The 21,620-nt window shown below is 43.1% G+C and carries 19 protein-coding genes and 1 riboswitch; of the genes, 7 read left to right on the top strand and 12 right to left on the bottom strand.

The genetic code is table 11. The features are described 5' to 3' along the window. Positions 1–50: 50 nt before the first annotated feature. From C7Y66_RS01980 to C7Y66_RS01960, 4 genes are all read right to left on the bottom strand, one after another. On the bottom strand, positions 51–707 hold the full coding sequence (locus C7Y66_RS01980; protein WP_041463587.1) for a DUF1295 domain-containing protein: 657 nt from the start codon (positions 705–707) through the stop codon (positions 51–53). Positions 708–849: 142 nt separating this feature from the next. Then, complete coding sequence (locus tag C7Y66_RS01975) at positions 850–2,274, bottom strand: hypothetical protein (RefSeq protein ID WP_233222489.1); 1,425 nt, start codon at positions 2,272–2,274, stop codon at positions 850–852. A 65-nt stretch (positions 2,275–2,339) separates the two neighbouring features. Next, on the bottom strand, positions 2,340–3,269 hold the full coding sequence (gene uvsE / locus C7Y66_RS01970) for a UV DNA damage repair endonuclease UvsE (RefSeq protein WP_106544324.1): 930 nt from the start codon (positions 3,267–3,269) through the stop codon (positions 2,340–2,342). A 245-nt stretch (positions 3,270–3,514) separates the two neighbouring features. Further along, positions 3,515–4,027 carry a YdcF family protein gene (locus C7Y66_RS01960; protein WP_106544285.1) on the bottom strand — a complete coding sequence of 171 codons (513 nt, stop codon included), beginning with the start codon at positions 4,025–4,027 and terminating at the stop codon, positions 3,515–3,517. A gap of 344 nt (positions 4,028–4,371) precedes the next feature. Between C7Y66_RS01960 and C7Y66_RS01955 the strand changes: the two genes are divergently transcribed. The 5 genes from C7Y66_RS01955 (at position 4,372) to C7Y66_RS01935 (ending at position 9,222) form a co-directional block, all read left to right on the top strand. Continuing rightward, entirely contained in the window at positions 4,372–4,605 is a 234-nt protein-coding gene (locus C7Y66_RS01955) for a hypothetical protein (protein WP_106544284.1), read from the top strand. A gap of 212 nt (positions 4,606–4,817) precedes the next feature. Further along, positions 4,818–5,906 carry an amino acid ABC transporter substrate-binding protein gene (locus C7Y66_RS01950; protein ID WP_106544283.1) on the top strand — a complete coding sequence of 363 codons (1,089 nt, stop codon included), beginning with the start codon at positions 4,818–4,820 and terminating at the stop codon, positions 5,904–5,906. Positions 5,907–6,014: 108 nt separating this feature from the next. Further along, positions 6,015–7,175, top strand: a complete 1,161-nt coding sequence (locus tag C7Y66_RS01945; protein ID WP_106544282.1) for an amino acid ABC transporter permease — start codon at positions 6,015–6,017, stop codon at positions 7,173–7,175. A 4-nt stretch (positions 7,176–7,179) separates the two neighbouring features. Further along, entirely contained in the window at positions 7,180–8,370 is a 1,191-nt protein-coding gene (locus tag C7Y66_RS01940; protein ID WP_106544281.1) for an amino acid ABC transporter permease, read from the top strand. Positions 8,371–8,469: 99 nt separating this feature from the next. After that, positions 8,470–9,222, top strand: a complete 753-nt coding sequence (locus tag C7Y66_RS01935; RefSeq protein ID WP_106544280.1) for an amino acid ABC transporter ATP-binding protein — start codon at positions 8,470–8,472, stop codon at positions 9,220–9,222. Positions 9,223–9,337: 115 nt separating this feature from the next. Here C7Y66_RS01935 and C7Y66_RS01930 read toward each other — a convergent pair whose 3' ends face one another. After that, on the bottom strand, positions 9,338–9,628 hold the full coding sequence (locus C7Y66_RS01930) for a transcriptional regulator (protein WP_106544279.1): 291 nt from the start codon (positions 9,626–9,628) through the stop codon (positions 9,338–9,340). Further along, positions 9,615–9,947: a type II toxin-antitoxin system RelE/ParE family toxin gene (locus C7Y66_RS01925; protein WP_106544278.1), complete on the bottom strand. Its 333-nt coding sequence runs from the start codon at positions 9,945–9,947 to the stop codon at positions 9,615–9,617. Before C7Y66_RS01925 ends, C7Y66_RS01930 begins: the two co-directional genes overlap by 14 nt. Positions 9,948–9,989: 42 nt before the next feature. Between C7Y66_RS01925 and C7Y66_RS01920 the strand changes: the two genes are divergently transcribed. Beyond that, the gene (locus C7Y66_RS01920; RefSeq protein ID WP_106544277.1) at positions 9,990–11,003 is read left to right on the top strand and encodes a ribokinase; all 1,014 of its coding nucleotides are present in this window, start codon (positions 9,990–9,992) and stop codon (positions 11,001–11,003) included. Here the strand turns inward: C7Y66_RS01920 and C7Y66_RS01915 are convergent. The 5 genes from C7Y66_RS01915 to C7Y66_RS01895 all read right to left on the bottom strand — a co-directional run bounded on the left by C7Y66_RS01915 (position 10,969) and on the right by C7Y66_RS01895 (position 19,217). Continuing rightward, positions 10,969–14,106 (bottom strand): PAS domain S-box protein, encoded by a 3,138-nt coding sequence (locus C7Y66_RS01915; RefSeq protein WP_106544276.1) that lies wholly within the window; start codon positions 14,104–14,106, stop codon positions 10,969–10,971. The genes C7Y66_RS01920 and C7Y66_RS01915 overlap by 35 nt on opposite strands. After that, the gene (locus tag C7Y66_RS01910) at positions 14,106–14,561 is read right to left on the bottom strand and encodes a response regulator (protein WP_106544322.1); all 456 of its coding nucleotides are present in this window, start codon (positions 14,559–14,561) and stop codon (positions 14,106–14,108) included. The genes C7Y66_RS01915 and C7Y66_RS01910 overlap by 1 nt, the downstream gene beginning before the upstream one ends. A gap of 103 nt (positions 14,562–14,664) precedes the next feature. Continuing rightward, positions 14,665–16,980, bottom strand: a complete 2,316-nt coding sequence (locus C7Y66_RS01905; RefSeq protein WP_106544275.1) for an ATP-binding protein — start codon at positions 16,978–16,980, stop codon at positions 14,665–14,667. 236 nt (positions 16,981–17,216) lie between these two features. Further along, positions 17,217–18,287 carry a cobalamin biosynthesis protein CobW gene (gene cobW / locus C7Y66_RS01900; protein WP_106544274.1) on the bottom strand — a complete coding sequence of 357 codons (1,071 nt, stop codon included), beginning with the start codon at positions 18,285–18,287 and terminating at the stop codon, positions 17,217–17,219. A gap of 261 nt (positions 18,288–18,548) precedes the next feature. Next, complete coding sequence (locus C7Y66_RS01895; RefSeq protein ID WP_233222487.1) at positions 18,549–19,217, bottom strand: HupE/UreJ family protein; 669 nt, start codon at positions 19,215–19,217, stop codon at positions 18,549–18,551. Positions 19,218–19,238: 21 nt separating this feature from the next. After that, positions 19,239–19,452, bottom strand: a riboswitch (cobalamin riboswitch). A 190-nt stretch (positions 19,453–19,642) separates the two neighbouring features. Between C7Y66_RS01895 and C7Y66_RS01890 the strand changes: the two genes are divergently transcribed. Then, entirely contained in the window at positions 19,643–19,837 is a 195-nt protein-coding gene (locus C7Y66_RS01890; RefSeq protein ID WP_106544272.1) for a hypothetical protein, read from the top strand. 7 nt (positions 19,838–19,844) lie between these two features. On the opposite strand, the gene C7Y66_RS01885 is transcribed toward C7Y66_RS01890, so the two are convergent. Beyond that, complete coding sequence (locus C7Y66_RS01885; protein WP_106544321.1) at positions 19,845–21,596, bottom strand: ABC transporter ATP-binding protein; 1,752 nt, start codon at positions 21,594–21,596, stop codon at positions 19,845–19,847. Positions 21,597–21,620: the final 24 nt, after the last annotated feature.

Genomic DNA, 21,620 nt, shown 5'->3' with positions numbered 1-21,620 from the left:
GGCGCACGATTGTACGCCTTCTCAGAATGGATATGGTATGCTGCCCTGAATCACCAAAGAAAAGGAATCAAGCGGCTACTAGACTCTTGATACGCTGCATACTCGCTATACTTGCCAGACATGGTTTGTTCTCTTTGAGAGATGCGCTGGAGATAGAGGAGGGTAATAGTTCCTGGTACGAGATAAGCCCATAAAGAACCTGCGACAACGCTGAAACTGAGATAGCGTAGCAAGTCACCGAAGTAGTTAATATTGCGAGAGAATCTCCAAACTCCATCCTGCACTAAACCCGCCCCGTATTGCTTAGCAGTTAGTTTTTGTACGTCAGCAGTGGTATTAATTAGAGTCCCGAAGATGTAAAGTGGTATGGCGATCGCGATCGCGAGTGCAGAAATAGGTGCGGGGTTGGTAAATGCCAAATATCCAGGTAAGGTATAGAATACTCCGACAAATATCAAAGTGAAGCTAAAACCTCCTACTCCTATGGGTTCGTTAAATATCTGTCGTCGGTTAGGAAAGAACCACTGTTCTAGCAACCACCACAGACAATAGCTAACGTGCAAACAAAGATAAATAACTTGGCGTAAGTCGGATATTCCAAAAACGATTGCACAAATTGCCAAGCAAAAAACTGTCAGCACCTTAGCTGCATTAATTGCTGTTAGTTGAGTTATGGCACTCGCTCCCGCATCAGATGTATTCTGCATCATAACTGACAAACTTCTCTTAACATTTCTTAATTGTAGCTGGGAATTCTATTCTAAAATTTGTCTCGCGCAAAGACGCAGAGACGCTAAGCACCCTTTGCGCCTTTGCGTCTTTGCGTGACATTTTTCTCAAGATTTACTGCTACTGGCGAATGATGCGGCGCAATTGATTTGCTTCTTCCCAACTTCTTTCAACTCCACCTTGGGCAATATCTTTGACGTAATTAATTTTGACTTCTTCGAGTAAGTCTACAAATAATGACTTGAGTGCTTGCAAGTTGTGTTGTTTTTTGACTTCTGTTTCTAGGGCAATGCTAAAGTTTTGAATTAAGTGACTCGATTTTTCTATAACTACAGGATCTTCTAATAAATTGGTCAAAGTTGTGTAAGTAGATTGGGAAATATCGTTAGCCAATTTGGATGAAACTTGACGAGGTAGAGTGTCCATACCTGGTAAATGCTGTATTTGCTGGTACATTTGAGTTTTCTTAATGGCATTTTCAATACTGTAGTGGAGTAATGATTCAATCTCAGTTTGGACTTTGGGAATAACTTGATAAATTGTCATTCGCAGTAAGCGATTAGCAATTTCTTGCACTTCATTAGTGTTATTAATATTGATATAGGGTTGATAACGTCCCGTTCTTAATAACCACTCAGCTGCATCACCTCGTTCGATAGAGTCTTGCATTTGATCGATTAACCGCACGCCAACAATTTCTGTCATTTCTTCAGCGAAATTAGTGACAAAATCATATTTAATTTGCTTGCGAACAGGTTCGAGATTTAATAATTGTGCTTGATAAAGCTGTATCGTTACTGGAATTACCCTCAGCCAGCGCCAAAATGGTAAGAGGAGAAATAAATCGTACCAACGCCTTAGCAGTGCCTCTAGCCAATTTAAATCTGGTCTTTGACGGCTGATAATGAAAGTACGGATGAGAATTTCTAAGCCAAAAAAAGCGATAAAAGGTAAGTCAATTAACCAAAAGCGATCGATGAATTTACCTTGAGTATTAATTCCACGATAGTAGTTGGTTTCTATGAGTGGCTGAAGATTTGTTGTAAAGAAATCTAATTCTCGCTCCCAGCCTGCGCGATTGAGATAAGCCTGACTCCAAAAAGTATCGAAGGCTTGATGAGCTGAGTTAATATGAACGCGATCGCGGACTTGATTTTTGATATTTTCTAAATGTCCGGTTTTCTGGGCGATCGCAAAAGGATTATCTTCGATTAACTCATTGCTAAGTTGCCGCATTTGAGCTAATAGATTCTCGACTTCTGGTGACTGAATACGCGTCTGCTCAATTTCTTGTTTGATTTGTTGAAATTGAGCCAGATATCGGGTTGTTTCTCGATGGGGTTCGATACCTTTAATCGGATCGTACTGCTGAACAATTTGAGGAAGTTTTTCAAAATAAAAGTCGCGCCAAGGAATATATGATAAATCGAACAAGACAAGGAAGAAATTCAGTAAAACCACAAGAGCAACTAATCTTTCCAGCCAGAGAAAGCGCCGTACTGGACGAAATGCTATTTGAGTTTTTTGCACAGATGACATATTCATTTCAACCAAATTTTGCTCGCACCAAGAATGCGATCGCAGTTAAGGAGCGATAACAGCAAATAGTATCACCAATTGCTGTTAGTCAAAGCCGCGATCGCCTCTTCTTTTGCCTTAGCTTCAATTTCAATCCACGGTGCTTCTCGGTAGATACTGGGCATGACAGTAATAAATTCGCTATGCTGTCTATCACTGAAAGCTGCTTCACCGTTAGAAATGTGGACGAGTTGCCACTCTGGATTTTTCCACGTCGATCTAGCCGCATAAAACATCTCGGCTACGGAGGGATGATCGTAGCTTTCTAGTTTCTCATGACAGATGTGATGGTGAGCGTCAAAAACCATTGGGACTTTTGCCTGCTGACAAACAGCTAAGATTTCCTCAGCACTGTAGGCATATTCGTCATTTTCAAAAGTAAGGCGGCTTTTAATTGCTTCTGGAAGGCGATTGACAACTTGCACCAATTGCGCCGTTCTCTGAGCTTTGCCTCCGTGAATATTCATGCACGCCCAAGCCGAGCGCGGTAAACTGAGCAAGTCCATAATTTGGGCATGTTGTGTCAAAATTTTGATACTGTTTTCCACGACTTGTGGCGAGTCAGAACTCAATACCACAAATTGATCGGGATGGAGTACCATGCGGATGCCCAGTTGTTGCGATCGCCTTCCCACTGCTGCTAAATCAGCAGCCATTTCTGCTAAGATAGCTTGTCCGATGCCGTCTTCCATGTCACTTAGGGGAAATAAACCCGAGGGCATTCGATAGAGGAAGATTTGGTTCGTTTGACAAAAAGATATTGCCGCATCCAAGCGAGTTAAATTGCTCAAATAAAGCTCTCGCAATGCAGTTTCTCGTTCTGCTGCACTTAACTTGAGGTAGCGCGTCCGCGTCATGGTACGATAGCGAACTGCTTTAGAAACGGTGATACAAACTAAACCCAATTTAGAGCGATCGCCCGTGCGAGATAATACTTTTGTACTGCTTGGCTCGATAATCATAGATACATAAACAGTGGCTAATCGAACCGCGATCGCCACCACAGATAAACATGGGTAATCAACATAAATTTAATCTGCCAAATCTAAAATCACATCTATCGAGAGGTGAGAGGTAGTTGGTAGTGGGTAATGGGTAATGGGTAATTGGTAGTTGGTAATTGGGTGGTGCATGGTGCGTGGTGCGTGGTGAGAATTCAGAATTAATTTTGAATTTTGAATTTTGAATTTTGAATTTTGTCCCCGACTTATCTTTTCGTCAACGTCGAACCCGTGCGTCCTGTCAGCACCCACAGCAAGGCTCTACCTCCATCGCGAATGACTTTGTTGTACGGTTCTGGCGATCGCTTGGAGGGAACGGAAATCGGGGTAAAATCAATCCCACGACTACCTAAGACAATTTGACCGATTGTTTTGGCACGAGGCATATGATAATCAGACGTGATCAGGTAGATCTTCTTGATACCTCGGTTTTGAAACTCGCCGACTAAGGTAGTAAAGTTTGTGACCGTATCGACTGCCTGATAGTCTAAATGCAAACGACTGCGATCGACACCAGCTTGGGTAAATAAATTACGGGCGTATTCTTTCGGACTACCACCAGAAACCCAAATTGGTAAATCTGGCTTGTTTTGGGCAAATTCGATTGCGAACTTCTCTCGTTGGACTGAACCACCGAGGACGAGAATTGCTTGATATGGCTCCAACTGGCTTTTCACTTCTTTGTATCCCAGCCACAGCAAGGTAGGCAGTAGTAGCATCAGCCAACACCAACTCCTACGCCCAAATTTTCGCGGTTTGACCCGTCGATAACGTCGCTTGTTCAGAACTTTAGCAGAGCTTCAGCGCAACAACACGAATATCTAGGTTAGCAGGCAACTGAGCGGCATGGCTGAGGTCAAGATAAATTTAATGTTTTTGAAGAAAATTTCTTTCGGCAATCCGATGGGGTTAGATAACGATTTGCGCCATCAGCACCGAACTCGGCTTCAGGGTAGAAATTACAAGTTCTAAAATTACAAGTTCTAGATTACAATTTATAAAAATTCATGCTTTTCTCAAGCTACTTGAGTTGAACTGATAAAAGCTAGGGAAGTTAAGCACAATGAAAGCAGCAAAATTATCGTTGGCGGCTATCTTATCCACGACTGCGATCGCGGGTGGAGTTTTATTTTCTTCTGTCGATCCAGCTCAATCTTATCCTTGCAGCAGATATCGGAACAGCTACACGACGCAATCAATTGATTGGTGGCGTTCTCCTTGGGTAGCAGTTTTGACTATTCCTGGAATTGCTCTAGGAGTAACTCTTTATAGGCGCGGTCGTTCGTATCAGAATTAACGGTGCAATTTTCACGTATTTTAGTAGGGGCGCACACCTGTGCGCCCCTACAGGTATGCATTTCGCCTCTGAAAAGAGTGCCTCTCGCCTCTTTTTACTGTAGAGTTTAACTAATCAAATTTACAGAGAAACACTCGCTTTTGTGGCAATTGATACCACTTAGTATGAGCGTGCATCGTAAAAAAACAAAGAAGAGTAGGACAAATCTATTTATGTTCAAAAGGAGTGTACTGCTAGTGGGTGTTGCGCTGGTAGCAACTCCTTTAGCTGCTTGCAGCCAATTTTATTCTCAGTCACCACAGCCACAGGGAACCGCTCAAACAGGAAGTAGCCCAGCCGCAGGGGGAGGAGGGGGTACATTAGATGCAGCTAAGTCTCGCGGTAGGCTGGCGTGCGGTGTCAGTGGTACTTTACCAGGGTTTAGCTACGTAGACCAAGCAGGTAAGTATTCTGGACTCGATGTGGATATCTGTCGGGCGATCGCAGCGGCTTTATTTGACGATCCGAATGCTGTCGATTTCCGCAATTTGAACGCAAAAGAGAGATTCACTGCCCTGCAAGCGGGAGAAGTTGATATTCTCAGTCGCAATACGACTTGGACGATGAGTCGCGATACTTCGGTAGGGCTGGAGTTTCTTCCCGTGACGTTTTATGACGGTCAGGGCGTAATGGTGAAGAAATCTGCTGGGACAAAAGACTTGAAGGGTTTGCAAGGTAAAGCCGTTTGCATGGAGACGGGAACCACTACTGAGCAAAACTTTGCCGATCGAATGCGCAAAATTGGAGTGAAATACACGCCTCTAGTATTTGAAGATGCTAATGCCGTTTACGCAGCATACGAACAAGGTCGGTGTCAGGCTGTGAGTACCGATCGCTCTGGATTAGTATCCCGTCGAACAACGCTGAAAAATCCGCAAGATAATATTATTCTAGATGCGCTTTTATCCAAAGAACCGCTAACACCAGCCGTGAAAAACGGAGACTCCCGCTGGTTTGATGCGGTTAAGTGGACGATCTTTGGCTTAATTGAAGCCGAAGAACTGGGGATTAATTCTCAAAACATCGACCAATTCGCCAAAAGTCAAGACCCAGTTGTCAAAAGATTGCTAGGCACGGAAGGGAATTTAGGTCAAGGTGCAGGTTTACCGAATGATTTTGTTGCCCGTGCGGTGAGGAAAGTCGGCAACTACGGCGAGATTTACAACCGTAATCTCGGACCTGGCACGCCATTCAATTTACCACGCGGTCAGAACGATATCTGGGAGAAAGGTGGCTTACACTACGCTCCACCGTTCAGGTAACATTTGTCAGGGAGCAGGGAGCAGTCACTTTTGATTTCTGACTTCTGGCTTTTGGTTTTTGACTTGTAACTTTTGACTTTTGACTTACCAATTACCAATTACCACTACATGAAGGTGCAGAAACTATTACGAGACGAGCGCTTTTGGCAAATTGCCGGACAGGCGATCGCGGTTTTGTTGGTGGTAATTTTTGTTGCTCTGATTTGGGATAATCTCACTTATAATCTGCGGCAATTAGGCATTCAGTTAGGATTTGATTTTTTGGGAGTGCAAGCCTCCTTTGATATTGGCGAAAGCATCATTCCCTACGATCCGTCTAATAGCTATAGTCGGGCAATATTTGTTGGGTTGCTTAATTCATTGCGTGTGGTAGCAATCGGTTTGGTATTAGCTACTATTTTCGGATTAGTCTTCGGCATTGCCCAACTTTCAGATAACTGGTTGGTACGACGTATTGCTATTTCTTATGTAGAAATCTTCCGCAATGTACCTCTACTATTGCAACTATTTTTTTGGTACTTTGCCGTTTTTATAAATCTACCAGGTAGTGAAAATCCTATTACTCTTCTTGGTTCTACTTACCTGACAGGACAAGGCTTGTTTTTCCCGTGGCTGGAAATGGGCGCAGGGGGAGGCATTTGGTTGGTGTTACTGCTGGCGGGAATTGTTGGGGCGATCGCCTTGTGGCGCTGGCGGGGGCGCGTCATGGTAGAACGAGGACAGGCAGGACATCAAATTTGGTATGCTTTGGGTTCGATTTTAGGGGCTGTCGTTATCGCTTTTGTCTTGACCCGCAATATTCCCTTTCGGTTGAGTATTCCGCAAGTTACGCAGGGACAGATTGAGGCTGGATTGCGCTTGTCGCCAGAGTTTTGCGCCCTACTCGCTGGACTGGTGATTTATACGAGTAGTTATATTGCTGAAATTGTGCGGGCGGGGATTCTAGCCGTACCAAAAGGGCAGTGGGAAGCAGCTCGTGCTTTGGGACTGAAGCCAAATCGGATCATGCAAATGGTGATTTTACCGCAAGCATTGCGCGTGATTATACCACCCTTGACGAGTCACTACCTCAACTTAGCGAAAAACTCCAGTTTGGCGATCGCAGTCGGTTTTCCCGATGTTTATTTTGTTGCTTCCACCACGTTTAATCAGACGGGACGGGCTGTGGAAGTGATGTTGCTAATTATGATTACCTATCTAACTACAAGCTTAACCATCTCTCTCATCATGAATTTATACAACCGCACTGTGCAAATTAAGGAGAGATAGACCCTTGCAAATCCAATCGTCTGTGCCTCCTACCCCACCCACATCTCCCCTTAACTGGATACAGAAAAATTTGTTCAGTACTTGGTACAACAGTATCCTGACAATTGTTTGCTTAGCAGTCATTATTTGGGGACTGAGTAACTTTATTAGTTGGGCATTAACCGCAGCACAGTGGGGAGTCGTGGGTGCAAACTTGCGGCTCTTTTTTGTCGGTCGATTTCCTCCTGAATTGTATTGGCGGGTGTGGACGGCGCTGGGGCTGATTATCGGTTTAGCAGGGCTTTGTTGGGGTTATATTGTCAGAAACTCTCCCATATTTAGTCGGACAATTTTATTTGTTTTAGGGGTAATTATTGCAGCTATTGTACTGCTACCTTTAGAACTGAGTGCGCGTCTATGGATATTAGCGATCGCCATTATTGCCATAGTTGGCTACGCAGTTGGACGCAAATTACCTACTAGTATTAGCCCTTGGCTAACACCAGCTTGGGGATTAGTATTTATCATCGATATTTGGTTAATTGGAGGTGGTTTGGGTTTAACTTCAGTCCCAACAAATGTCTGGTCGGGGCTGTTACTAACCTTACTCACAGCAATTTGCGGGATCGTATTGTCATTTCCCTTTGGCGTGTTACTCGCCCTCGGTCGCCAAAGTCCATTACCTATAGTCCGGATCTTATCGATCCTCTACATTGAAGTCGTGCGCGGGTTGCCATTAATTGGCATTTTATTCTTAGCCCAGGTAATGTTACCGTTATTTCTCCCGCCTAACTTCCGCAATTTAGATCGCGTACTACGGGCGATCGCCGGACTAGTATTATTTAGTGCAGCGTATTTAGCAGAAAATATCCGTGGTGGATTACAAGCTATACCTAGAGGACAATACGAAGCCGCTAAAGCCTTGGGTTTAAGTTCGCCTTTAGTTGTGTTACTGATCGTATTACCCCAGGCACTTAAAGCCGTAATTCCCGCGATCGTCGGTCAATTTATTGGTTTATTTAAAGATACATCTCTACTCGCTCTATTTGGCTTACTAGAATTAACTGGAATCTCTCGCTCGATTTTGGCACAACCCCAATTCCTCGGACGTTATGCCGAAGTTTATTTATTTATTGGCTTACTCTACTGGCTCTTTTGCTACGGTATGTCTACAGCCAGTCGCTATTTAGAACGGAAATTAAATGTTAGTAACTAACAGGTAATGGGTAATGGGTAAAGTCAAAAGTCAAAAGCTAAAAGTCAAAAATTACCAACTACCAACTACCAATTACCAACTATCAATTACCAACTACCAATGACAAATGACAATTCACAACCAATGATTATTGCTGAGAACGTCCATAAGTGGTATAGCAGCAATAAATTTTACGTCCTGCGTGGGGTTAGCCTTACCGTGAATCGGGGAGAGGTGGTGGTGGTGATGGGTCCCTCTGGTTCGGGTAAATCTACGTTTATCCGCACCTTTAATGCTTTAGAAGATTACCAACAAGGGCGAATTGAAGTCGATGGAATTTCCCTAACTCACGATTTGCGTAACATAGATGCAATTCGTAAAGAAGTGGGAATGGTGTTTCAGCAATTTAACTTGTTTCCTCACCTGACAGTACTCCAAAACGTAACTCTTTCGCCGATTTGGGTACGCCGCTGGAAAAAGCAAAAAGCGGAAGAAGTCGCCATGCAACTGTTGGAAAGGGTAGGAATTTTAGAACAAGCGCAAAAGTACCCAGGACAACTTTCTGGCGGACAACAACAACGGGTAGCGATCGCCCGGGCGTTGGCAATGCAGCCTAAAATTATGTTATTTGACGAACCTACATCAGCCCTCGATCCAGAAATGGTACGGGAAGTGTTAGATGTGATGAGGAGTCTAGCGCGATCGGGGATGACAATGGTAGTCGTGACGCACGAAGTTGGGTTTGCCCGCGAAGTTGCCGATCGCATCGTTTTAATGGATAGTGGAATGTTAGTCGAACAAGCCCCACCCCAAGAATTTTTTCAAAACCCCAAAGAAGAACGGACGCGCAAGTTTTTATCGCAAATTTTGTAAGCGTAAATTTTGTAAAAGAGGGAATCGTAGGGGCGGGTTTATCAAGGGGTTGATACTGACAGATATTTCGGATAAACTTGCCCGTACAGGAGTAGGGAGTCGTTATCGGATTCGATTAAACTCGTTGTTTCAATTCAAGATCGGCTGTTTGAAATAAGTTTTTTGTTTCTACTTTGGTAGTCATTGCTGACAACAGAGTGGAGTTATTTAACTGTTGTAAATCCAAAGCGATCTCTAAATTGTTATAGCCTGCTTCAATTAGATTATCTATGGCTTTTTGAAGCAGTTCTACACTTCCTTCTGCTAAAACAGCTTTGAAGTAGGCACTAGCCTCAGATGGTTCTTTTAAAGACTCAATTAGGTAGCTGTGGTAGCTAATATTTTTCGGCATTTTATCTGTTTCCATAGTCCGTCCAATATTGAATAGCTTGGGGGATGTCTTTTTCTTGAGTACTCTTATCTCCTCCACATAAAAGTAGAATCAACGTCGTTCCTACTTGTCCAAAATAAACTCTATAACCAGAACCATAATCTATCTTCAACTCACACACGCCTTTCCCAACTGCTTTATAGTCCCCAAGATTACCAGTTTCAACGCGATCGAGCCTTGCTTTAATTTTAGCTCTAGCGTTACTGTCTCGTAGAGACTCTAACCATTCTATGAAAGGATATTTCCCATCTGGAGTTGCATAAACTTGAATTTCTCTAGGAGAGGCTTCTGGCATTATTATCTGTAAAAAAGCTATTTTCTTCGATTGAGACGTAATATGAACTCTATTATCGTATTCGGTAGTATCAATATCGATCTAGTTAGTAAAACACCCAGATTACCTTTACCTGGAGAAACTCTGACGGGACATAGTTTTGTCACCGCGCCAGGGGGAAAAGGCGCAAATCAAGCAGTTGCGATCGCTAAATTGGGCGTTCCCTCTTACATGGTAGGGCGCGTTGGCGGAGATAATTTCGGTCGGGAATTATTAGCAAGTCTGCAAGCGGCGGGAGTACGAACTGAAAATGTATTAATCGATGAAAGTATCAGTTCTGGAGTCGCTGCGATCGCGGTTGATGACAATGGTGAAAACCAAATTATCATAACTCCTGGGGCAAATGGACGAGTCGATGAGACAGATGTAGAACGTCTCCAGAGTGTTTTAAAGATCCTTTCTCGCCCCCCTTCCCAAAGGGAGGGAACAAATAGCCCCCCTTCCCAAAGGGAGGGAACAAGTAGCCCCCCTTCCCAAGGAAGGTTGGGGGGATCGATCCTACTCCTCCAACTAGAAATTCCCCTCAGCGCCGTTATTGCAGCCGCCCAAGTTGCAAAAGCAGCCGGAATTCAAGTCATTCTCGATCCTGCACCAGCCCAAAATTTACCAGATGAACTTTATCCCTTGGTCGATATCATCACCCCAAACGAAACAGAAGCAGGGCGATTAGTTGGCTTTACTGTAGATGGACGAGAAGCTGCAACCGAAGCAGCACGGGCTTTGTTACAAAAAGGTGTGGGTAATGCGATCGTCAAACTTGGTGCTAAGGGTGTCATCTGTGCGACTCAAGCAGAAACATTTTTTACTCCCGCCTTCTCCGTCACGGCTGTAGATACGGTAGCCGCAGGAGATGCCTTCAATGGTGGTTTAGCTGCGGCACTAGTAGAAGGACTACCCTTGAGACAAGCAGTAGTATGGGGTGCAGCGGCGGGCGCTTTAGCTGCAACCAAGCCAGGGGCGCAGTCTGCAATGTGCGATCGCCCTACTTTGGAAGCATTAATGGCAACTGGATCGTAAACGGTGCCCCTTGTCCCACGCCAAGACTGGCAGCGTGAATTGTACCACCATGCAATTCTACGATGTGACGGGCGATCGCCAATCCCAGTCCCAATCCTCCTTGCTTATTAGGACTCTGGGCTTGACGGAAGCGATCGAAGACGTGGGGCAAAAACTCAGGACTAATACCATTGCCCGTGTCGATCACTTGAATTTGAGCATAGGAGTGGTGAGTAGTGAATTCTCCTCTGCTCCCTGCTCCCTGCTCTCTGCCCCCTGCTAATGACAGCCAGACTTCGATTTTGCCACCTTCTGGGGTAAATTTAATTGCGTTTGAGAGTAAATTATCCAAGACTTGTTGCAAGCGATCGCGATCGCCAGAGATTGGAATTCGGAATTTAGAATTCGGAATTCGGAATTCTAAATGAATCTGCTTGGCGCTAGCAGCAAGAAAAGTAGTTTCAACCGACTCTTCTACAAGGGAAACTAAATCGAACTGACTCTCTTGGAGTTCTAGTTTGCCGCGAATCATGCGCGACACGTCTAACAGATCTTCGAGCAATTTTGCTTGAGATTGGGCGTTACGCTCGATCGCGTCTAAGGCGCGGGCAGTGGTTTCAGCATTCACCTGACGAGTCCTCAGCAGTTTTGCCCAACCCAGAATCGCATTCAGGGGAGAGCGCAAATCGTGAGATACCATTGCCACAAACTCATCTTTAGCACGGTTAGCAGCTTCAGCTTCTCTCTGTGCTTGCTGAGCTAGTTCCAGCATACGAGCGTTTTCTACTTCGCTGTGTTTGCAATCGGTAATATCTAAATCAACTCCTGTCATACGGACGGCTTTACCCGTTCGATCGTAGAAAACCTGTCCTTTGCTCTGCGCCCAACGAACTGTACCATTAGGAAAAACAACTCGAAATTCGATGTTGTAGTCTGCTCCCGTATTGACGGCGCTGTCAATTGCCTCTAGCACGCGATCGCGATCTTCTGGGTGCAGTCGCGATTCAAACATTTCGTAAGAACCGTCAAACTCCCCTGGAGTTAAGCCAAACATGGCTTCCATGTTGTCAGACCAAGTGATGCTACCAGTTGAAATGTCCCAATCCCAACTTCCCATCTGAGTTGTGGCAAAAGCCAGCCGCAATCGTTCTTCACTGTTGCGCAGGGCAATCTCGGCTCGTTTGCGATCGCTGAGATCTACGATAAAGGCAATATGTTCTTCTACCTCACCTTGCAAGCGCGTAGCACTAATTAAAATTGGTAGGCGCGTCCCATCTTTGCGAATAACTTCTTTCTCTATTGCTTTGATGCTGCCAGTCAATTCTAGCTGCTCCATTGCCTGCCGATCTATCTCGGCATACTCTGGCGGACTCATATCCCGCCAACTCAGTTTAGAATTGCGAAACTCGTCGCGGGTATAACCCAGGATCGACAACAGCGTATCGTTCATCTCTAAAACATCACCATTAGATGAACCAAAGCCAATGCCAATTTGAGATGTTTCTAGCGTGCGTTGGATACGTTCTTGACTGCGACGTAGTTCTATCTCTACCTGCTTGCGTGCGGTAATGTCTTGAGCCGTACCGAGAATTTGCTGAACCGAACCATCGCTGTTTCTGGTAAACACGCTTTCTCGGCTGCACAGCCACCGCCATTCACCGTTAGCGTGCTGCATTCGGTACTCGAATTCCAGAACTTCACGATCTCCAACTCCATCGAATCTTTGTAAGTGTGCGGGCAATAAAGCAAGATCTTCAGGGTGCATCAGGCTTTGCAATCCCACCGTTCCGAGTTGGCAAATTACTTCTGGCGTATACCCAAGCACTTCAGTAACTTGTCGATTTATATAGACATTTCGCCGCTCTTTTAAATCGTGAATATATAAGATGTCAGGGATAGTCACGGCAATTTGCTCGATCAAATGCCGAGTCTCTCGCAATATCATTTCTGCTTGCTTGCGATCGCTTATGTTGCGTTGAATGGCGACAAAATGAGTGTACTGCCCTGCGGCATCCGCTATGGGTGTAATGCTAATCTCTACCCAAAATTCCGAGCCATCCTTACAATAATTAATCAGTTCTTCTTGTACTGGCTTTTTGGCTTGTAAGGCATCCCGAATACGTTTGAGTGCTGCTTTATCGGTTTTAGCACCTTGGAGAAAACGCGGCGATCTGCCTACAACTTCTTCACAGGTATAGCCAGTTAAGTCAGTGAATGCTTGATTCACATATACGATTCGCGGTCCTGGCTCCTCTAAAGGAGCGATCGCGGTTATGATGACGGCATCGTTAGCATTGACAACGACAGATTCTAGTAATCGCAAACGTTCTTCAGAGCGTTTGCGATCGGTGATATCTCGCCAGGAAGCCACAAAACCATCGCCCAATTTGTTTGCTCGGATATCAAAGGCTCTGGTTAAATATTCTTGGTTAAATCTATCTGAGTAAATTAAGTCTTCTTTTGTCAGAGGTGCGCCTGTCTCTACCACCCGACAATATTCATTAAATAATCCAGTCTCTCGATGAAAAGGCAAAATTTCACAGAGTTTTTTACCAATTTGTTCTGCTGCTGTCATGCGGTTATTAGTACAAGCTGCCGCATTCACGTACTCGACAATAAAATCTACAATTTTACCCGATTCATCACGCAAGCATTTGTAGATGCCAAAGCAATCGAGCATGTTTTCAATTGAAGTGCGGAATCTGTCTTCTCTTTGTTCTAATTGCTGTTGTAGGCGATCGCGTTCTAAAATATTATGAATTGCTAAACGAAGATTTTCTGACGTGGTTTTTCCTTTTACCAAATAGTCAGCCGCACCACTTTTCATTGCTTGCACGGCAACATCTTCATTTCCTCGTCCCGTCAGCATAATTACAGGTAATTGCATTTTACCAAATTGAGTTTTTAACTCGCATAAAAACTCAATACCGTCAATATCCGGGAGGTGAAAGTCTAACAAAATAGCATCTGGCTGTACTAGTTTGCATACTTCTAGTCCATTCTCACCATAATCTGTTTCTAAAAATATGTAATGGTAGCGATCGTCAGTAAGTAAGAAGCGACGGTATGTTTCTCGATCTTCAGGAGAATCATCAACGATGAGAACTGTTCTCTCAAAACTCATCAATACCTCCTCCTATGAGGTAGAATCACGACTTCAAACCAATATTGAATGAGAATTTGAATCGTATGCATTAATTTTTTCACATCCATTGGTTTAATGATGTAGCCATTCACGCCATAGCGATAACAGACCTCCACGTCTTTTGGATTAGAAGATGTTGTAAATACTACAATAGGAATTATTTTTAACTCCTCGTCTTGCTTGATCTGTTCCAGTACTTCCCGTCCATCTGTACCTGGTAGATTTAAATCAAGGACAATAATTGCTGGACGAACTACTCGCTCTAGATCGGCGTACTCGCCATCATGATATAAATAGTCTAATGCATCGTCACCATCAATACAGCGATGAATAGGATTGAGAACGGATAACTGCCGCATTATCCGCCCGAAAGCTTCAAAATCTTCATCGCTATCTTCAATTAACAGCAATGGTTGGGTCGATCTACTAGTCATACGTTCAACTTGAGTTGCTAATTTGAAAGAAGTGACCATTATTTCGTACCATTTTTGTCATTTGTCACTGGAAGCTGATAACTGATAACTGAAATACGTAGTATTAACCGTGCAATGTAAAATAAAACGTACTACCTTCTCCATAAGTTGATTCCACCCAAATTTTCCCGCCATGACGCTCTACAATTTTCTTCGCAATGGTTAAACCAGCGCCTGTTCCACCTCCATATCGATTCGGTGCATGTAATCGCTTAAATATGCGAAAAATAGTCTCTAAATGCTTTTCTCTAATTCCAATACCGTTATCTCTAACATAGAAAACAAAGGAATTATTTTGGCTATCGTTAGAGCTATTTTCAAACTCTAAATAGCCGATTTCTACAGATTTATCTTCTTTGTTGTTGTATTTAATTGCATTGCTAATTAAATTGCTAAAAACTTCACTAACTTGGACGCGATCGCATTCAACAATTGGTAAAGTCTGAGAAATGCGAATATTAGTTCTCTCTTCTTTCAAACTAATATTTAGTACATCAACGACGTTACTAACCAATTCATTCAAATTCGTTTTCTGGAACGAAAGTTCTATCCTTCCTAACCGCGAGAAGTGAAGTAGAGATTCAATCAAATCCTCCATTCGCTGCGTCAAACGTACCAAAGTTTGCAGTTTAAGCGCTCCGTCTTCATTCAGAATATCTGCATAATCTTCAAGCAGAAAGCTAGAGTAGTTATGAATTCCTCGTAACGGCTCTTTCAAATCGTGGGAAGCAATATACGCAAAGGCATCAAGCTCGCTATTAGTCCGTTCTAACTCACTATTAATTCGTGCTAATTCCGCTGCTTTACGCAGCACAATACCTACAATTGCACTTCTCAGTTCTACTGCTACATCAATTTCGCATTGTTGCCAAGGTAGAGATTTTAATTTTACTGTTTCTTGCCACAATTCAAAAGATTTACGCGGGGATAAGCGTAAACTTCCATCTTGTTGTATCTCAACTGGTTTATGAGGATTACCACCCCAATTCACAGTTTGAATCACTTCAGGACGAAACCAAAGAATGTAATCATTTTGACTTTTGGAGATAGCCGTTGCTAACAAACCACTCGCACTATCTTTAAATTTTGTCGCTGGTTGATAAACTTTTGGCAGCGAGTCCGTGCAGTATACGTCATTATGAATTTGAGGTTCAAGCCATTGAATTAATTCTTGAATTTCTGTTTCACTGGGTGTTTTACCAACTAGCCATACCTGACTGTCTGCACAAATAGCAGCTCCCTCGCTAGCAGTCAACTCTAATAAATTGATTCGATTTTGGAGTAAACTCTCAACAAAATTTTCGTCTTGAGGAATAATTTCAACAAATTTTGATAAGATTGAATTGAGTTTAATCTTGTAGTCCATGCCTTCATTATCTTCTTTGGTAGCCAGTTCCAAAGACATGACTTGACCCAAAAACTCGCAAGCAGTACGGACTTCACAAGTGAGATAATTAGCTGCGGAATGATGGCAGGCAATCAATCCCCATAATTTTTTATTTTTCACCAAAGAAATAGACATAGAAGCGCCGACCCCCATATTTTTTAAATACTCAATATGGATCGGAGAAACGCTACGTAAAATACTAAGACTCAAATCCAAAGTCTTATTGTTATCTGAATCGGTAGAAATAATTTCTACAGGTTCGTAATTGACATCGGGAACGAGTCGGAGGAGATTTAAGGTATAAAGATGCTTGGCTTGCTTAGGAATATCGGAAGCAGGATAGTTTAAGCCAAGATAAGAAGTCAAATCTTCGCGTTTATCTTCCGCTATAACCGTGCCAGCACCTTCAGAATTAAAACGATAAACCATGACGCGATCGAAGTTCGTCAGTTTTCTGACTTCTTTCACAGCAATTTGGCACATCTCTGCTAAAGTATGTACCTTTTGCATCCGATCGATCGGGTTTTTGACTAAATGATAAAAATCAAAAAAGTCTCTACTTTTATTCGTTCTTCTTGGTTCTATTTCTAGAACCAGTAAATTATCTATATTGCGATGAATAATTCCATCAAAAACTAAAGTTTTGTTTTGAGCTTTTATGGCTATTTTTAAGGGGTTTACACTATCAAATTCCTGCGATAAACATTGTTTTATCGAATTAATATGCTTTAAATTGAGTAGATTACTTAATGGTTTATCTAGTAATTCTTGAGCTGAAACTTGAATGATATCGGAAACATTCTTGCTAACTTGTAAAACGATTAAGTCAGGTTCTTGTAGGACAAAAAGTATACCGTGAGGCTGGATAGAACCAGGAATCTGAATCGGTTCGCGATCGCAATTCGTCAAATCAACCGTTTCGGCGATCGTCAACTCCTCCAATTGTGACGCACTGGCGTTGTCTCGATCTAGCGATTCTAATGACCAGTCCATACAATTCAACCTGATAGTTAGGCTGCTACAATCCCATGCTATAGGATTATTTCTATAAGCATAGAGTAATAGCTCAGCTTATTGTATCATCCTCTATACAATGGTCATTTAAGATACAAAATTAAGATATTCTTAATTCTTTTAACTATAGATAAATCGTTATTGTTCTTGAAGATTGAACGCAATACATAGTCTGTTAGGGTGTGCGATCGATCCACCCTAACAAGAGTGCAATTTTAGTTCGGCAAAGCTACTAATTGAGATTCAATTGTAGTAGGATTGAGACTGCGACCGATAAAAACCAATCGAGTTTGCGGCATTTCTTCAGGTTGCCACAAGCGATCGTAAAATTGGTCAAATCGCGTCCCCACGCCTTGTAAAACCAGACGCATTGGTTTATTTGCAACAGCGACAAAACCTTTAATCCGATAAATATCTTGTTCTTTTGCTAATACTTGCAACTGGTTTTGTAAAGCATTAGGTTCAAATGTGCGATTTAACACAACATGGGTTGAAGTAATTTCTTCTTCGTGTTCGTGGTCTTCTTCCGTGTCGTGATGGCTAGGACGATTGGACAAATCATCTTCAGCCGCAGCTTGAAAACCCAACAAAATTGTAGGATCGATTTGACCGCGATCGCTTGTTACCATTTTTACCTGTCGCGGTAGTTCTTGTTGCACCAACTTTAAAACTTCGGCTTGCGTTGTTGCATCAATCAAGTCAGTTTTATTCAATACAACTAAATCTGCACAAGCCAACTGGTCTTCAAATAATTCCTGTAATGGGGTTTCGTGTTCTAAACTCTCATCTGCCTGTCTTTGCAACTCAATCGCCTGCGGATTGCTAGCAAACGTTCCGGCGGCAACAGCAGCACAATCTACCACCGTCACCACTGCATCCACCGTAGCAGCATTGCGGATCTCGTGCCAGCGAAAAGCTTTCACCAATGGTTTTGGTAAAGCTAACCCAGAAGTTTCGATCGCAATACAATCTATACTATCTCGGCGTTTTAATAACTCCAGCATCGTCGGCAAGAATTCCTCTTGTACCGTACAGCACAGACAACCATTTGTTAATTCCACAATCTGAGGCAAATCTTCCGTTCCGACTCCCGAATTGTCGCTTGTCTCTTCTGGACAAACCTGGCAAGATTTCAATAATTCCCCATCTATCCCCAACTCGCCAAACTCATTGACTAAAACAGCAATGCGCCGTCCCTGATTATTTTGCAACAAATGACGGATGAGAGTTGTTTTGCCGCTGCCTAAGAAACCAGTAACGACTGTAACGGGAATTTTTGTAGCCATTGGATTCTAATTGAAATTAGCCTGCGATCGACAAACAGCATTGTCTCACAAGTATTGAGGGAGTGGGGAGCTATCAGTGACCAGTGACCAGTGACCAGTGAGCATTCTCAATTAGTATTCAGACCCGCCTCGAACTTAAGTCTGAGGCTAACAGCAAAAGTCTACTTCAGTAGACTAGAAATCAATCGTAGTCGGCTTTATCCGACTTGAGCTATAAGCCAGTGAATTAATTCACTGGCGGCGATTGCCACTACTTAACTTTTAACCCATCACCGAGGAAGTCAAGAATACCACGCCGATCGCACAGATTGCTAAACCAGATAATCTTAACCAAGCAGGACTAGAATTAGCAGATTTCTGCAATGCTAAATTTCCTACTAAAAAGGCAACTAAAGCAACACCATATTGGATTAGAGTAAAACCCAACAAGTAGGCAAATAGAGGAAACATTTGCGCCCCGATAATAGCTTCTCCGTAAGCGTAACCGTGAAACAATCCCGCGATCGCACCCAACCCCAACGTTATCAACCAATGAGGACGATCTCGCCACACCAGCATTGCCCCAAAGATAATAACAGAAACAGCGATCGCGACCTCAGCCGCAGGTAAATCGATTTGGAAGACGTGAATAACTGTCCCCAACATCGCCGCCACAACAAACCCAGCCGGAATTAAAGCACCGCGCCGTTGTCCGACTGCAAGTAATCCAATTGCCACGACAAAAGCTAAATGATCTAAACCGATAACAGGGTGAGCCAGTCCTGACAAGAAACCTTCAAATAAATTTACCGGAGTCTTGCCACCAATCGCGTGATGGGCATACGCTGGTTGGGGTATGGCAAAAAATGCGATCGTTAAAGCGGTTGCAATTAACCCTAAGTAGCGCCAAAATAGTTGCAAAATTTGAGACATCAAAACTTTAGACATCATCCGTACCTCGCGAAGGATGTGAGTTAAACAATTTCTATCGGTGGGTATTCTGACTCATGCGGGAGTCGGGAATCGGGAATCGAGAGTCGGGAAATTCTGAGCAAAAATTACCAACTACCAATTACCAACTACCAACTACCAATTACAGTTGCGGGACAGCGCCGGACTTACACCGAACTTTCCCCATTACCTCTAGCAGCTGCTCCCTGCTAGAACCGACTTGATTGAGGAGATTATCATACCACCAGATCGCATCCTTAGAGAGAGGTGAAACTGTTCTTAATTTTGCTCAACTAAAAAAATTGGGTAGAAAGGCAAAATTATCTAGCTATGACCGAGCGTTGGAAAAAGCTACCAAAAATGGAGATACTATACTGTTGCTATCAGCATAAAACTTACATTAAACAGCAATTAAATTGAAAGAAATGGAAGACTCTCAATTCGTTATTTTCATCGTCTTTGGTTGTATCTGGGTTGTGATGGGAACTGCGGGTGTAATCGCATTGCTAAAATCTGACGGTCAAGAAATTCGTTTTGGTAAATGGGGATTGATAGTCGCTCTACCAATTATTATCCCCATCATCATTGCACTTGCTTTTGGCGCGTTCTACTACAACTAGTTCCGGTTTACTGCAAAATCTCTTGTAATTGGTGCTGGTTCCACAAATTTTGATATAACCCTGGTTGTTGAACTAGTTCTTCATGCGTGCCAGATTGGACGATCGCACCCCGATCCATTACCAAAATCCTGTCAGCAGTAGCCGCAGCTGATAGCTGATGAGAGATAAATATCACAGTTTTGCGATCGGTTCCCGTGGAAAGATTATCTAAAATCGCTGTTGCAGTCTGATTGTCAACGCTAGATAAGGCATCGTCTAAAATTAGTACCGGAGCATCGACAAGCAAAGCTCTAGCAAGCGCTGTACGCTGTCTTTGTCCACCGGAAAGGGTAATCCCTCGTTCGCCCACAATTGTTTCGTATTGCTGCGGAAAATTGAGAATCTCAGGATGAATTTGAGCTTGCTTGGCGCAGTATTCTACATCAGATTGTTCTGCGAGCGGATCGCCATAGCGAATATTATTTTTAATTGTGGTACTGAAGAGAAAACTATCTTGTGGTACGTAGGCGATCGCGCGACGTAAATCTTTCAATGTAATTTGGGTAATATCTTGTCCATCTAAAAATAGTTGTTCTGAGGCAATTTCTAATAGATGAGGTAAAGCATTGGCTAAAGTTGATTTTCCCGCACCAATTGGTCCTACAATTGCGACTGTCTCCCCTGGTTGAATCGAAAAACTGACATTTTTTAGGGATGGCGTACTAGAACCAGCATATGTATAGCTCAAATTGCGTGCTGTTAACTTTCCTTTTATTTCTTCTTTTGGTATTGAAATTGCGTCGGGTGTATCGTAAATCTGAGGTTTGACTGCCAGAACAGATTCAACGCGATCGATACTGACTTCTCCTCTTTGATAAGCTGTAATGGTAAACCCAAGTAAAGCGGTGGGAAAAACGAGTCTTTCGACATAAAGTATGAGTGCTATAAAATCACCAACACTTAAACTGTTATTTGCAATTTTTCCCGCTCCAAACCACAATAATAAGAGCAGACTAACGTAAGAAAAACCTCCAACTAGGGGAAACAAAGTATTACGAGTTTTGGCGAGTTTTAAATTTGCCCCTAATAACCTGGAATTATTTTGCCGAAAAGCTAGGCGTTCGTTTGTTTCTTGAGCGTAGATTTTAATTAATGCCATCCCGCTCATATCTTCTTGAATTAATTCGCTAATGTCAGATAGTTCTTCTTGGACTTCTGCTTGTTCGTTACGGAGGCGATCGCTAAATAACTGTACCACGATCAACATCACTGGATAAATTGCTACAGCAGCAAGAGTCAGTTCGACATTAATTTGTAACATGAAAGGTAGCGTCAACGCATAAGCAAAGATCGTGTTGACAATACTCAGCACTGCAAAACCTACCAACCGCCGAATATTTTCGACATCACTCGTAGCGCGGTTGATCAAATCTCCCGCTGTATTTGTGTTGAAATAGGTAGGTTCCAGCTTCAAAAGATGTTGAAATAGCTTTTGTTTCAAGTCAAATTCGACTTGTCGTCCTGCACCAAACAGGGCAATCCGCGATACCATGCGGATTACCCACATGACAGAACTCAAAACAATTATCAATCCGACAAACTGTAAGACTTGGTCGAACCTAAATTCTCCCTGAAGGCGCTCGATAATGTCGCGAATTAATAGTGGAATGTATACTCCGACGGCGTTTACTACAAATAAAGCCACAACCCCTAAGAGAACTTGTTTCCAGTGGGGACGCAGGTAATTGAGGAGTTTAGAAAAGCGAGAACGTTGAGCCATGACCGCCGCGTGAAGGACTTTGCT

This window comes from Chroococcidiopsis sp. CCALA 051, assembly GCF_003015105.1.
GTDB classification, from domain to species: Bacteria; Cyanobacteriota; Cyanobacteriia; order Cyanobacteriales; family Chroococcidiopsidaceae; genus Chroococcidiopsis; species Chroococcidiopsis thermalis.
Note: the sequence above shows the minus strand (reverse complement) of the source record. Positions and strands in the feature narration are given on the sequence as shown.